At 64.2% G+C, this 12,462-nt stretch carries 10 protein-coding genes; 4 read left to right on the forward strand and 6 right to left on the reverse strand.

Features of this window, described 5'->3' with window-relative positions; genetic code table 11:
* Positions 1–55: 55 nt before the first annotated feature.
* The 6 genes from dut to JNB89_RS07220 all read right to left on the reverse strand — a co-directional run bounded on the left by dut (position 56) and on the right by JNB89_RS07220 (position 7,460).
* A complete protein-coding gene (dut, locus tag JNB89_RS07195; RefSeq protein WP_220361769.1) occupies positions 56–502 on the reverse strand; it encodes a dUTP diphosphatase in 447 nt (148 codons plus the stop codon).
* A 14-nt stretch (positions 503–516) separates the two neighbouring features.
* Positions 517–1,536: an LLM class flavin-dependent oxidoreductase gene (locus JNB89_RS07200; RefSeq protein WP_220361770.1), complete on the reverse strand. Its 1,020-nt coding sequence runs from the start codon at positions 1,534–1,536 to the stop codon at positions 517–519.
* Positions 1,537–1,595: 59 nt separating this feature from the next.
* Positions 1,596–2,810 carry a bifunctional phosphopantothenoylcysteine decarboxylase/phosphopantothenate--cysteine ligase CoaBC gene (coaBC, locus tag JNB89_RS07205; RefSeq protein WP_220361771.1) on the reverse strand — a complete coding sequence of 405 codons (1,215 nt, stop codon included), beginning with the start codon at positions 2,808–2,810 and terminating at the stop codon, positions 1,596–1,598.
* Between the two features lie 133 nt (positions 2,811–2,943).
* Complete coding sequence (lspA, locus tag JNB89_RS07210; protein WP_041728314.1) at positions 2,944–3,450, reverse strand: signal peptidase II; 507 nt, start codon at positions 3,448–3,450, stop codon at positions 2,944–2,946.
* 11 nt (positions 3,451–3,461) lie between these two features.
* Positions 3,462–6,299: an isoleucine--tRNA ligase gene (gene ileS / locus JNB89_RS07215; RefSeq protein WP_220361772.1), complete on the reverse strand. Its 2,838-nt coding sequence runs from the start codon at positions 6,297–6,299 to the stop codon at positions 3,462–3,464.
* Positions 6,300–6,464: 165 nt separating this feature from the next.
* Positions 6,465–7,460, reverse strand: coding sequence for a bifunctional riboflavin kinase/FAD synthetase (locus tag JNB89_RS07220; RefSeq protein ID WP_013340278.1), 996 nt, complete (start codon positions 7,458–7,460; stop codon positions 6,465–6,467).
* 116 nt (positions 7,461–7,576) lie between these two features.
* Between JNB89_RS07220 and purN the strand changes: the two genes are divergently transcribed.
* From purN to JNB89_RS07240, 4 genes are all read left to right on the forward strand, one after another.
* Positions 7,577–8,230: a phosphoribosylglycinamide formyltransferase gene (purN, locus tag JNB89_RS07225; RefSeq protein ID WP_135892915.1), complete on the forward strand. Its 654-nt coding sequence runs from the start codon at positions 7,577–7,579 to the stop codon at positions 8,228–8,230.
* On the forward strand, positions 8,227–9,486 hold the full coding sequence (locus tag JNB89_RS07230; RefSeq protein ID WP_220361773.1) for an RsmB/NOP family class I SAM-dependent RNA methyltransferase: 1,260 nt from the start codon (positions 8,227–8,229) through the stop codon (positions 9,484–9,486). Before purN ends, JNB89_RS07230 begins: the two co-directional genes overlap by 4 nt.
* A gap of 85 nt (positions 9,487–9,571) precedes the next feature.
* Complete coding sequence (locus JNB89_RS07235) at positions 9,572–10,969, forward strand: mechanosensitive ion channel family protein (RefSeq protein WP_220361774.1); 1,398 nt, start codon at positions 9,572–9,574, stop codon at positions 10,967–10,969.
* Positions 10,970–11,170: 201 nt separating this feature from the next.
* Positions 11,171–12,367, forward strand: coding sequence for a DesA family fatty acid desaturase (locus tag JNB89_RS07240; protein ID WP_013340274.1), 1,197 nt, complete (start codon positions 11,171–11,173; stop codon positions 12,365–12,367).
* Positions 12,368–12,462: the final 95 nt, after the last annotated feature.

A 12,462-nucleotide genomic window follows, 5' to 3' on the forward strand; every position in this document is an offset into this window, starting at 1 on the left:
AACAAAAACGGCGTGGACCTTGGGGTCCACGCCGTTTTTTTATGTTGCCGCGAGCTTAGTGCTTGCCGGTGCTGCCGAAGCCGCCCGCGCCGCGCTCGCTCTGTGCAAATTCCTCGACGATATTGAAGCTGGCCTGCACGACCGGCACGATCACGAGTTGCGCAAGGCGCTCCATCGGATTCAGCACGAACGTCGTTTCGCCACGGTTCCACGTCGAGATCATCAATTCACCCTGGTAGTCTGAATCAATCAGTCCCACCAGGTTGCCGAGCACGATGCCGTGCTTATGGCCGAGGCCCGAGCGCGGCAGGATCAGCGCGGCATAGTCGGGATCGCCGACATGAATGGCGAGTCCCGTCGGCACTAGCGCGGTGTCGCCGGGCTTGAGCGTTAGCGGTTCGTTCAGGCATGCGCGCAAGTCGAGGCCCGCACTGCCGCTGGTCGCGTAGGCGGGAAGCTGATCGCGCATACGCGCATCGAGGATCTTCAGGTCGAGATTCATGCAGGTTCGAAGGGTCAGGGTGTTGAAGCCGGGCGTTCGAGTTCGAACGCCTCGGCAAGAAGTTCATAGGAACGCAGACGGGCGCGGTAACTGCCCGCGACGGTCAGCACGATCAGCTCGTCGGCCTGGAATTGCTCCTGCAAAGCGTGGAGCCGTTCGGTCACGACTTGCGGCGTGCCAATGATGCTGCGCGGTCTTTCGCGGTAGATCACCAACTGCTCGCGCTCGCCGTACTCCTGCGCGATGCCTTGCTCAACGGTCGGAATCGGCTCGTTCAGGCCATACGCCATTTGCACGCGGCGCAGGTCGACCGCCTTTTCGAGGTCCGCGGCTTCCTGTTCCGTGTCAGCGCAAATCACAAAGACCGCGGCGGCCATGTAGGGTTGCTGCGCCTCGCGGCTGGCTGCGAAACGTTCGCGGTATGCGTGCGCGACCTGGTGCCCAAAGTGGGCATTGATGAAATGCGCGAACGCGAAGCGAATGCCCAACTGTGCTGCGAGCAGGCCACCGAACTCGCTGGAGCCGAGCATCCATAGCTGCGGACGCGTTGCGACCTGCGGTTGCAGCAGCACGCCTTGCGCGACATGGTCTGCGGGCAGCGTGCCGTGCATGAGTCCGACCAGATCGGCCACCTGCTGCGTGAAAATTTCGCCGCGGTTGTAGTCGCCTGCGGCCACGGCCTGCGCGGTGCGCATGTCGCCGCCGGGCGCGCGGCCCACGCCGAGGTCGATGCGGTTCGGAAACAGTGCCTCCAGCATCATGAACTGCTCGGCGACCTTGAAGGGGCTGTAGTACGGCAGCATGATGCCGCCGGAGCCAAGCCGGATATGCCGCGTGACGCTGCCAAGGCGCGCCAGCATCACTTCGGGACACGGGTTTGACACCCCGCGTAAGCCGTGATGCTCGGCGCACCAGTAGCGCGTATATCCGAGGTCGTCGGCGAGTTGCGCGAGTTCGACCGTGGCGGCGATTGCGTCCGCCACCGAGTGCCCTGCAATGGCGGGCGTTTGATCGAGGACGGAAAGTAGCGTCATGTCAGTGGCTCCAGGTGCTTCTGTCCGCTTGGTCTGCGTCGCGATGCGCAGCGGCAGGTTCAGCGGATCAGACTGGTGTCGGGCAGACGCTTCGCGATCTCGGCGATCAACGCGCGCGCGAGCGTCTGCTTGTCGGCGCGCGGCAACCGGGTGGCGCCGCCGGCTTCGAACAGGACGACCTCGTTGTCGTCCCTGCCGAAAGTAAGCGGCCCCAGATTGCCGATCAGCAGCGGCACCTTCTTGCGTATGCGTTTTTCTTCGCCGTGTACTTCCAGCTCGCCGCTTTCCGCAGCGAACCCCACAGTGAACGGCGGATGCGGCAACGCGGCGACCGAAGCGAGAATGTCGGGGTTTTCAACGAACGAAAAAGTGGGCAGCGCACGGTCCGCTGCCTTTTTGATCTTGTGCTCGCTCGCGTGATCGACGCGCCAGTCGGCGACTGCGGCCACGCCAATGAAGATGTCCGCATCCGCCACCGAGCGCATCACCGCGTCGTGCATCTGCTGGGCCGTTTGCACGTCTTCGCGGAACACGCCCCACGGCGTGTCGAGCGCCACCGGTCCGGCAACGAGATGCACTTCGGCGCCGGCTTGTTGCGCCGCGCGGGCGAGCGCGAAACCCATCTTGCCGCTCGAACGGTTGGTGATGCCGCGCACGGGATCGAGCGGTTCGAACGTCGGACCGGCGGTCAGCAACACGCGGCGTCCGGAAAGAAGCTTGGGCGCAAAGAACGATGCGATGGCTTCGTAGGTCGCCGCGGCCTCCAGCATGCGGCCGTCGCCAATCTCGCCGCACGCCTGCGGGCCGGAGTCCGGGCCAAGCACTTCAATGCCGTCTGCGCGCAATTGCGCGACATTGCGCTGCGTCGCCGGGTTTTGCCACATCTGCCGGTTCATTGCGGGTACGACGAGCAGGGGGCAATCGCGCGCGACGCACAGCGTGGCGAGCAGATCGTCGGCCATGCCGTGCGCGAGTTTGGCGAGGAAGTCGGTGGAGGCCGGCGCGATCACGATCGCGTCCGCTTCACGCGACAGATCGATGTGCGCCATGTTGTTCGCAATGCGCGCGTCCCACTGGCTCGTGTAGACCGGACGGCCGGAGAGCGCCTGCATCGTGACGGGGGTGATGAATTGCGTGGCCGCTTCGGTCATGACGACCTGCACGGTGGCGCCGGCTTTGGTCAGTAGACGCGTCAGTTCGGCGATCTTGTAGCAGGCAATGCCGCCCGTCATGCCGAGGACGAGGTGTTTTCCTGCGAGTTCTGCGGTTGCCAACGAAAGCCTCCGACAAAGCGTGGTGGCCGGGGCGGCGCGCTTGCACCGTTGCCGGCCGTCAAAGCGGACCTGCGGCGCGCCGCCGCGGGTCTGAACGTAGCCGAACCCGCCGCGCGCTGTTGAAGGGGCGCCGTTAGCGTGAGCCGCGCACGCGCCGCAACTCGTCGATCACGAGCAGAACCGCGCCGACGGTAATCGCGCTGTCGGCGAGATTGAACGCGGGCCAGTGCCAGGCGCGCACGTGGAAGTCGAGAAAGTCGATCACGTGCCCATAGGCGAGCCGGTCGATCACGTTGCCGAGCGCGCCGCCGAGAATCAGCGCGAGCGCCGTGCAGAACATTTTTTGCGCGCCGTGACGCTTGAGCAGATAGCAGATTACCAGCGCGGCGATTACGCCGAGCGCCGTGAAAGCCCAGCGCTGCCAGCCGCCCGCCATGGCGAGAAAACTGAAGGCGGCACCGCGGTTGTACACGAGAATCAGATTGAAAAACGACGTGACCTCGTGTGGAACACCGTAGGCAAACACCTTCTGCACCGCGATTTTCGTCAGCTGATCGAACAGAATGACGATGAGCGCGACGCCCAGCCACGGCGCCAGCGAGCTGTTTGCCGCGGAAGCTTTCGATGTGGATTTCGCCATGCTTCTAGCCATTATGCCGCGCTCCTCGCTTCACCGTTGCCGAACAGATTGCTCACGCAGCGGCCGCACAGCGTGGGGTGCTCGGCGTCGGCGCCGACATCCGCGCGGTAGTGCCAGCAGCGCTCGCACTTCAGATACTTCGACGTGATCACCTCGACGCCTTCTTCCGCTTCGCTGTCTACCTTCACGACGCTTGCGGCCGACGTGATCAGCACGAACTTCAGGTCGTCGCCGAGGCTCGTCAGCGCGTTGTAACGTGCGCCGCTCGCGCGAATTTCCACTTCCGCCTGCAGCGACGAGCCGATCAGGTTCGCGACGCGCGCCTCTTCCAGCGCCTTGGTCACGTCGCCGCGGGCGGCGCGCAACAGCGCCCATTTGTCGAGCAGCGTGCCGGCGTCCGGCACGGCCGGGAACGCGTGATACGTCTCGGTGAAAATGGTTTCGCTGTCCGGCTGGAACACCTTCCACGCTTCTTCGGCGGTGAAGGAGAGGAACGGCGCCATCAGACGCAGCAAACCTTGCGCGACGTGATACAGCGCAGTTTGCGCCGAGCGGCGCGCGACCGAGTCGGCCGCCGTGGTGTACAGACGGTCCTTGAGCACGTCCAGATAAAAGCCGCCCAGATCTTCGGAGCAGAACGTCTGCAGTTTGGCGACCACCGGGTGGAACTCGTACTTGTCGTAGTGCGAGAGGATGTCGTTCTGCAGGTTCGCCGTAAGCGCCACCGCGTAGCGGTCGATCTCGAGCCAGTCTTCCACCGGACGTGCGTTCTTCGCGTAGTCGAAGTCCGACAGATTCGCGAGCAGGAAGCGCAGCGTGTTGCGAATGCGCCGATAGCTCTCCGTCACGCGCTTCAGGATTTCTTCGGAAATAGCGAGTTCGCCCGAGTAATCGGTCGAGGCGATCCATAAGCGGATGATTTCTGCGCCAAGGCGGTTCGCCACTTCGTGCGGGTCGATGCCGTTGCCGAGCGACTTGCTCATCTTGCGGCCTTCGCCGTCGACGGTGAAGCCGTGCGTGAGCAGCGCGTTGTACGGCGGGCGCCCGTCCAGCATGGATGCAGTGAGCAGCGACGAATGGAACCAGCCGCGATGCTGGTCCGAGCCCTCGAGGTACAGATCGGCGGGGAACTGCAGTTCGTCTTTGTGCGAGCCGCGCAGCACGTGCCAGTGCGTGGTGCCGGAATCGAACCAAACGTCGAGCGTGTCGCGGTTCTTTTCGTACAGGTTCGCTTCGTCGCCGATCAGCTCGCGCGGATCGAGCGTTTGCCACGCTTCGATACCCGCTTGCTCGACGCGCTTCGCGACTTCTTCCAGCAACTCCAGCGTGCGCGGATGCAATTCACCGGTTTCCTTGTGCACGAAGAAGGCCATCGGCACGCCCCATTGGCGTTGGCGCGACAAGGTCCAGTCCGGGCGGTTCGCGATCATGCTGAAGAGGCGCTGCTTGCCCCATGCGGGATAAAACGCCGTATTCTCGATGCCTTCCAGCGCCGTTTCGCGCAGCGTCCTGCCGTTGTCGTTCGGCTTCACGTCCATGCCGGCGAACCATTGCGAGGTTGCACGGTAAATGATCGGCGTCTTATGGCGCCAGCAATGCATGTAGCTGTGCGTGTACTTTTCGGTGCGCAGCAGCGACCCCGCGCCTTGCAGCGCTTCGACGATCTGCGGATTTGCCGCCCAGATCGACAGCCCGCCGAACAACGCGAGCGATTCGATGTAACGGCCGTCGCCCATCACCGGATTGATGATGTCCGAGTCGGCCATGCCGTGCGCCTTGCACGACACGAAGTCTTCCACGCCGTAGGCCGGCGACGAGTGCACGATGCCCGTGCCGGTTTCGGTCGTCACGTAGTCGCCGAGGTAGACGGGCGAGGTGCGCTTGTAGCCCGGATGCGCGGACGCAAGCGGATGATTGAAGCGCAGATTGACGAGCTTCGCGCCCGGCGTGGTGGCGACTACCGTGCCTTCCAGGTTGTAGGCCTTCAGGCAGGCCTCGACGCGTTCTTCAGCGAGAATCAGCAGACCGCGCGGCGTGTCGACGAGCGCATAGACGATTTCCGGGTGCAGGTTCAGCGCCTGGTTCGCCGGAATGGTCCACGGCGTGGTGGTCCAGATCACAATGCCGCCTTCGTTGCGCGGCAGCGCGTTCAGGCCGAACGCTTGCGCCGTTTTTTCCGGCTCGGCGAAGCTGAACAGCACGTCGATGGTCGGGTCGGTCTTGTCCTTGTACTCGACTTCCGCCTCGGCGAGCGCCGAGCCGCAGTCGAAACACCAGTTGACCGGCTTCAGGCCGCGGAACACGTAACCCTTCTCCATGATCTTTGCGAGCGCGCGGATCTCGCCGGCTTCGTTCGCGAAGTTCATGGTCTTGTACGGATTGTCCCATTCGCCGAGTACGCCGAGCCGCCGGAAGCCGACCTTCTGCTTCTCGATCTGCTCGGTCGCGTAGGCGCGCGCCTTCTGCATGACTTCCGCTGCGGGCAGCGATTTGCCGAACTGCTTTTCGATCTGGATTTCGATCGGCATGCCGTGGCAGTCCCAGCCCGGCACGTAGACCGCGTCGAAGCCCGCCATGTTGCGCGCCTTGACGATCATGTCCTTCAAAATCTTGTTCACCGCGTGGCCGAGGTGGATGTCGCCGTTCGCATACGGCGGGCCGTCGTGCAGGATGAACTTCTTGCGGCCCTTGGAAGCCGCGCGGATCTTTTCGTAGACCTTGCGTTCCTGCCATTCCTTGACCCATTGCGGCTCGCGCTTGGGCAGGTCGCCGCGCATCGGGAACGGCGTGTCGAGCAGGTTCACGGGGTAGCGTGACTGCGGTTTCGAATCGGCTTTCTTGTTGCTCATGATGTGGTCGCGGTGAATTCTTGATAAGCGTAGCGGGGCGCGGGTTGCGCACGCTGCGCGAGAGCGTTGGGCGCGCCCGGCGGGCATGTCGTGCGGTTGCACGGACGCCTTTCGATGCGCGCAGCAAAGGTCCATGCGGTGTTGAACGCGCAGGGACCGCGGCGGCTATCTAATTCGGTCGGTGGCCGACGTGGCGAAGCCGGTGGAACGGCTGCCCGGCGTGCCCGCGCCGACGGCCGCAAACCACGCGCGCGCGTTGGCGACGTCGCGCGCAATGGCGGCGGTGAGCGTTTCCAGGTCGACGTATTTTTCCTCGTCGCGCAGTTTTTTCAGGAATTCCACGCGCACCAGCTTGCCGTATGCGTCGCCGTGCCAGTCGAGCAGGTGCACTTCGAGCAGCACGCGCCCCGAATCGTCGACGGTGGGGCGCAGGCCCAGGCTCGCAACGCCCGGCAGCGGTTCGTCGGTCACACCATGCACGCGCACGACGAAAATGCCCGCGAGCGCCGGGCGCTTGTGCGCGATCGGCAGATTCAGCGTCGGAAAGCCGAGATCGCGGCCGAGCTTCATGCCGTGCACGACGTGGCCGCTAATCAGATAGTCGCGGCCGAGCGCGGCGCGCGCCGCGTCCAGGTCGCCCGCCACCAAGGCCGCGCGCACGCCCGAACTGGAAATGCGCGCCCCGGACGGATCGGCCACCGTGGCCATCTGCTCGACTTCGAAACCGTACTGCTGGCCCGCCGCTTTCAGCGACGCGAAGTCGCCGGCGCGGCGCGCGCCGTAGCGGAAGTCGTCGCCGATCATTACCCAGCGCGCGTGCAGCCCGTTGACGATGATCCGTTCGACGAACGCGTCCGGCGACTGGCTCGCGAACGTGTGATTGAAGTGCTCGACGACGACCCGGTCCACGCCGTTGGTGCGCAGCGCCTCCAGCTTGTCGCGCAGCATCGCGATGCGCGGCGGCGCGCCCGCCGGGTTGAAGAATTCGCGCGGGTGCGGCTCGAAAGTCATCACGCAGACGGGCAGGCCGCGCGCGTCCGCGGCAGCGCGCACGTGCGCGAGCAAAGCCTGATGGCCGCGGTGGACACCGTCGAAGTTGCCGATGGTCAGTGCGCAGGGCGCACGGCTCTCGGCGTTGGGAAGACCGCGGAAGACTCTCACGATAGCGCGTCGGGGTAGGTCGGGCAGGGTGCCGCAAAACAAACGATTATAAACGCTCGGCGCCGCGCACGGCGGCGCGTCGCGGTTTGGCTGCCCCCGAATGATAAAATCCGCGCATGAAAAAACTCGTCATCCTGATTTCAGGGCGGGGAAGCAACATGGAAGCCATCGTTCGCGCGTGCGCCGACGAAGGCTGGCCGGCGCAGGTCGCCGCCGTGATTGCCAACCGTCCTGACGCCGCGGGCCTTGCGTTCGCGGCGTCGCACGGCATTGCCACGGCGGTGGTCGATCACCGCCAGTTTCCCGATCGCGAGCGCTTCGACGCGGCGCTCGCCGAACAGATCGACAGCGTTGCGCCGGACCTCGTCGTGCTCGCCGGCTTCATGCGCGTGCTGACGGCCGGTTTCGTCGACCGTTACGCGGGGCGCATGCTGAACGTGCACCCTTCGCTGTTGCCGAGCTTTCCGGGTCTCAAAACGCATCAGCAGGCGCTCGACGCCGGCGTGCGCGTGCACGGCGCGTCCGTGCATTTCGTGACCTCGCAGCTCGATCACGGGCCGATCGTCGTGCAGTCGGCGGTGCCCGTGGTGGCAGGGGACACGCCCGCTACGCTCGCCGAGCGCGTGCTTGCCACCGAACACATTATTTATCCACGCGCGGTGCGCTGGTTCGTCGAAGGGCGCGTTGCGCTCGACGGCCTGCGCGTCACGCTTACGCCGCCGGAGCCGCAATGGCTCTTTGCCGGTCACACCGCCGGAGAGGGCGCATGAGATTACATGGTTTCCTGATTGGACAAACTGAGACGTTGCTCGCCGAAGTCTTAAGACTGAACGGCCCTGCCGACGCCACCACCAGCCGCTTTTTCCGCGCGCATCCCAAGCTCGGCCACGGCGAGCGCGGCGTGATCGCCGAGGCGGTGTTCGCGGTGCTGCGCCGGCGCATGGAGTTCGCGCATCTGGCCGAAAGCGGCACGGGCAGCCCGGCGCGCCGCATGGCGCTGCTCGGCCTGATGCAGACGGCCGGCCGCAGCGCGCTCAAGCCGTTCGTGTCGGAAGCGGAGTCGAAGTGGCTCGACCACGTCGCGACCATCGACCCCGAAAGCCTGCCGCTGCGGATTCGCCTGAACCTGCCCGACTGGATCCACCAGGCGCTCGCGAAACGCTTCGAAGCCGCCGAGCTGGCGCAACTGGCCGCCGCGCTCAATTACCCGGCGCCGCTGGATCTGCGCGCCAACGCGATCAAGGCGAGCCGCGACGAAGTGTTGAGCGCGCTCTCGAAGGCGGGCATCGAAGCCGGCGCCACGCCGTTCGCGCCGTTCGGCGTGCGGGTGGCCGGCAAGCCGCCGCTTACCAAACTCGACGCGTTCCAGCAGGGCTGGCTCGAGGTGCAGGACGAAGGTAGCCAGTTGCTGTGCTCGCTGGTCGCGCCCAAGCGCGGTGAAATGATTGTGGACTTCTGCGCGGGCGCAGGCGGCAAGACGCTCGCGCTCGGCGCGGCAATGCGCTCGACCGGACGCCTGTACGCGTTCGACATCTCGGAGCGGCGCCTCGCCAAGCTCAAGCCGCGCCTTGCGCGCAGCGGCTTGTCGAACGTGAATCCGGTGCTGATCGACAGCGAACACGACGCGAAAATCAAGCGCCTTGCCGGCAAGATCGACCGCGTGCTTGTGGATGCGCCGTGCAGCGGCTTGGGCACGCTGCGCCGCAATCCGGATCTGAAATGGCGCCAGTCGCCGGAGTCGGTCGCGGAACTCGCGCCCAAGCAGGCGTCGATTCTGGCGAGCGCCGCGCGGCTCGTGAAGAAGGGCGGGCGGCTCGTCTACGCTACCTGCTCGATTCTGGAAGCGGAAAACGAAGCGGTCGTGCAGCAGTTCCTTGCCGATCATCCCGATTTCGCGCTGGTTCCGGCGCGCGAGGTGCTGGCCGACCAGCGCATCGACCTTGAAATGGGCGATTACCTGTCGCTGTGGCCGCACCGTCATGCGACGGACGGCTTTTTCGCCGCCGTGCTCGAACGGCAGAGCTAAGCGGCGGAACGCAATTCCATAGGTCTGTGGGCCGGCCTGGCGCGTCGGGTCTCATCCGCTGTGAGCCGGCCATTTCAGCGACATCATGCAAAACCGTATCTTTGCTCATCTGTTCGGCGATCTTGCGCGCGACTTCGGCCAGCCTGTGATGCTCTGGCAAGTCGCCGTGCTGGTCGGGACCCTCGCACTGGCCTGGCTCTTCGCGCGCCTCGCGCGCAGGGCGCTCGACTTGCGCCGTCAGACGCGCTACCAAACGTTGCGCTTCGGCGCGGAAAGCCTGAACCGCGCGTTTTTCCCGCTGATCGGCGCAGTGCTGGTGTGGCTCGCGCGCGCAATCGCGGGCCGCTTCATCCACACGTCGCTACTCGATCTCGCGTTGGTGCCGCTGTTTGGCATCGGCCTGATCTACATCGTGTTTTTCTTCGCGCGGCGTGTGTTCAGCCAGGACGGCGAGACGCATCCGTGGCTTTTCCTCGTCGAAAAGATCGTTTCGCTGTTGGTCTGGGTCGGCATGGTCCTGACCGTTATGGGCATTCAGGACGACGTGATCGCGTGGATGGCGAGCGTGCATTTCCGCGTCGCGAATGCACACATGACGCTGCTGTCGCTTTGCACCGGCCTTTTGTGGGTGTGCGTGACGATGATCGTCGCAATGTGGCTCGGCTCGGCGTTCGAAGACCGCCTCATGCGCGCCACCACGCTCGACGCCAATCTGAAAGTCGTGGTGGCGCGCGTCGGCCGCGCGGCGTTCGTGCTGGCGGCGGTGCTGATCAGCCTGTCGCTCGTCGGCATCGACATTACGGTGCTGGGCGTGTTTGGCGGGGCGCTCGGCGTGGGACTCGGGTTCGGGCTGCAGAAGATCGCGAGCAACTATGTGTCGGGCTTCATCATCCTGATCGACCGGTCCTTGCGGATCGGCGACACGATAAACGTGAGCGGCCTGCAAGGCATGGTCACGCAGATCCGCACCCGCTACACGGTGGTGCGCGGCCTGGACGGCATAGAGACGCTGATCCCGAACGAAAAGCTGATTACCGACGTGGTGCAGAACCAGTCGTCCTACCTGACGCGCGGCTATGCGAAGGCGGCCGTGCAGATCGCCTATACGGCCGACGTGGAGCAGGCCATGGCGCTGCTCGCGCAAGCCGCCGAGAACGTGCCGCGCGTGCTGGCGGACCCGGCGCCGACCCCTTACCTGGTGGGCTTCGGCGCCGACGGCATCAATCTCGAGCTCGGTTTCTGGATCGCCGATGCCGCAACCGGCACGTCGGCGGTGCGCTCGGCGGTCAACCGCAACATCTGGCAGCTGTTTTCCGCGCACGGCATTTCCATTCCCTTCGCGCAACGCGAAGTGCGCATCGTCGGGACGCCTGGCGCCATCGCGAACCTCGGTAACCCGGTGGCCCAATCGGTAACTATGACCGGCACTGCTGCAAACCAAGCGGGCCACGACGCAGACCACCAGGCAAACAACGCGCTCTGAGGGCACTTTCAGGCGTGCGGCGGGTCGAAACTGCTTCGCCGGACGCTATCGCCGGTTGATGCCGCACAAAAAATCCCTATTTGTTACAAACACTTGGAACGCTTCCAGTAGAATGTCGTCCAATCCCGCTGTATGCTTTCACTTTCTTGACACGCGCGGTCCGCGCGTGCCTCGTGTCTCTCGTTCCACAGGTAAATTGCCTTGTTGAATTCTTTGCTCGATTTCCTTGCCCACGGCCTGATGCACTTCTCGTGGTGGCAACTTGTGCTCTACACACTCGCGGTTACGCACGTCACCATCATCGGTGTGACGGTGTACCTGCACCGCTGCCAGGCGCACCGCGCGCTGGAGCTGCACCCCGTCGTCAGTCATTTTTTCCGTTTCTGGCTGTGGATGACCACCGGCATGCTGACCGGCCAGTGGGCGGCGATTCACCGTAAGCACCACGCCAAGTGCGAGACGGAAGAAGATCCGCACAGCCCGCAAACCCGCGGCATCTGGAAGGTGTTGCTGGAAGGCGCAGAACTGTATCGCGCCGAAGCGAAAAACGAAGAAACCATGCGCAAGTTCAGTCACGGCACGCCGAACGACTGGATGGAACGCAACGTCTACACGAAATACCCGATTCTCGGCGTGAGCCTGATGATGGTGTTGAACGTCGCGCTGTTCGGCGTTGTCGGCCTGACCGTCTGGGCCGTGCAAATGGTGTGGATTCCGTTCTGGGCTGCCGGCGTGGTCAATGGTCTGGCGCACTTCTGGGGCTACCGCAACTTCAATTCGTCGGACGCCAGCACGAACATCTTCCCGTGGGGCATCATCATCGGCGGCGAAGAGCTGCATAACAATCACCACACGTATGCGACGTCGGCCAAGCTGTCGAACAAGTGGTACGAGTTCGACATTGGCTGGATGTACATCCGTATCATGTCGGCATTTCGCCTTGCGAAGGTGAAGAAGGTCGCGCCCACGCCGCGTCTGACTACTGGCAAGCTTGTGCTCGACCAGGACACGCTGCAGGCCGTTCTCGCCAACCGCTACGAAGTCATGGCCCGTTATGGCAAGGCGCTCAAGCGCGCCTACCGTCAGGAGCTCGCGCATCTGAAGGAAGTCGGCGCGCGCGAGAAATACCAGCTCATGCGTGGCGCGCGCAGCTGGTTCCACAAGGAAGAAGCGGGCCTCGACGAGCCGCAGAAACGTCTGCTGCCGCAAATTTTCGCGAACAGCCAGAAGCTCAAGACGTACATCGACATGCGCAATGAACTCGCGGCAATGTGGGAGCGCTCGAATGCGTCGCGCGATCAGTTGCTGGTTCAATTGCAGGACTGGTGCCACCGCGCCGAGGCGAGCGGCATCAAGGCGCTGCAGGAATTCGCGATGCGACTGCGCCGTTATGCTTGATCACGAAATCCATTAAAATTTCGTTACGTCACAAAACCCCGCGTTGGCGGGGTTTTGCTTTTTGGGCCGCCGAAAATGCAGCATGACACGAGGGT

Source organism: Paraburkholderia phenoliruptrix (assembly GCF_019511605.1).
GTDB lineage: Bacteria > Pseudomonadota > Gammaproteobacteria > Burkholderiales > Burkholderiaceae > Paraburkholderia > Paraburkholderia phenoliruptrix_A.

What these genes read in the sequence shown, in the direction of transcription:
- dut (WP_220361769.1), bottom strand. Translation starts at nt 502, where the DNA reads ATGAATCTCGACCTGAAGATCCTCGATGCGCGTATGCGCGATCAGCTT.
- JNB89_RS07200 (WP_220361770.1), bottom strand. Translation starts at nt 1,536, where the DNA reads ATGACGCTACTTTCCGTCCTCGATCAAACGCCCGCCATTGCAGGGCAC.
- lspA (WP_041728314.1), bottom strand. Translation starts at nt 3,450, where the DNA reads ATGGCGAAATCCACATCGAAAGCTTCCGCGGCAAACAGCTCGCTGGCG.
- ileS (WP_220361772.1), bottom strand. Translation starts at nt 6,299, where the DNA reads ATGAGCAACAAGAAAGCCGATTCGAAACCGCAGTCACGCTACCCCGTG.
- purN (WP_135892915.1), top strand. Translation starts at nt 7,577, where the DNA reads ATGAAAAAACTCGTCATCCTGATTTCAGGGCGGGGAAGCAACATGGAA.
- JNB89_RS07230 (WP_220361773.1), top strand. Translation starts at nt 8,227, where the DNA reads ATGAGATTACATGGTTTCCTGATTGGACAAACTGAGACGTTGCTCGCC.
- JNB89_RS07235 (WP_220361774.1), top strand. Translation starts at nt 9,572, where the DNA reads ATGCAAAACCGTATCTTTGCTCATCTGTTCGGCGATCTTGCGCGCGAC.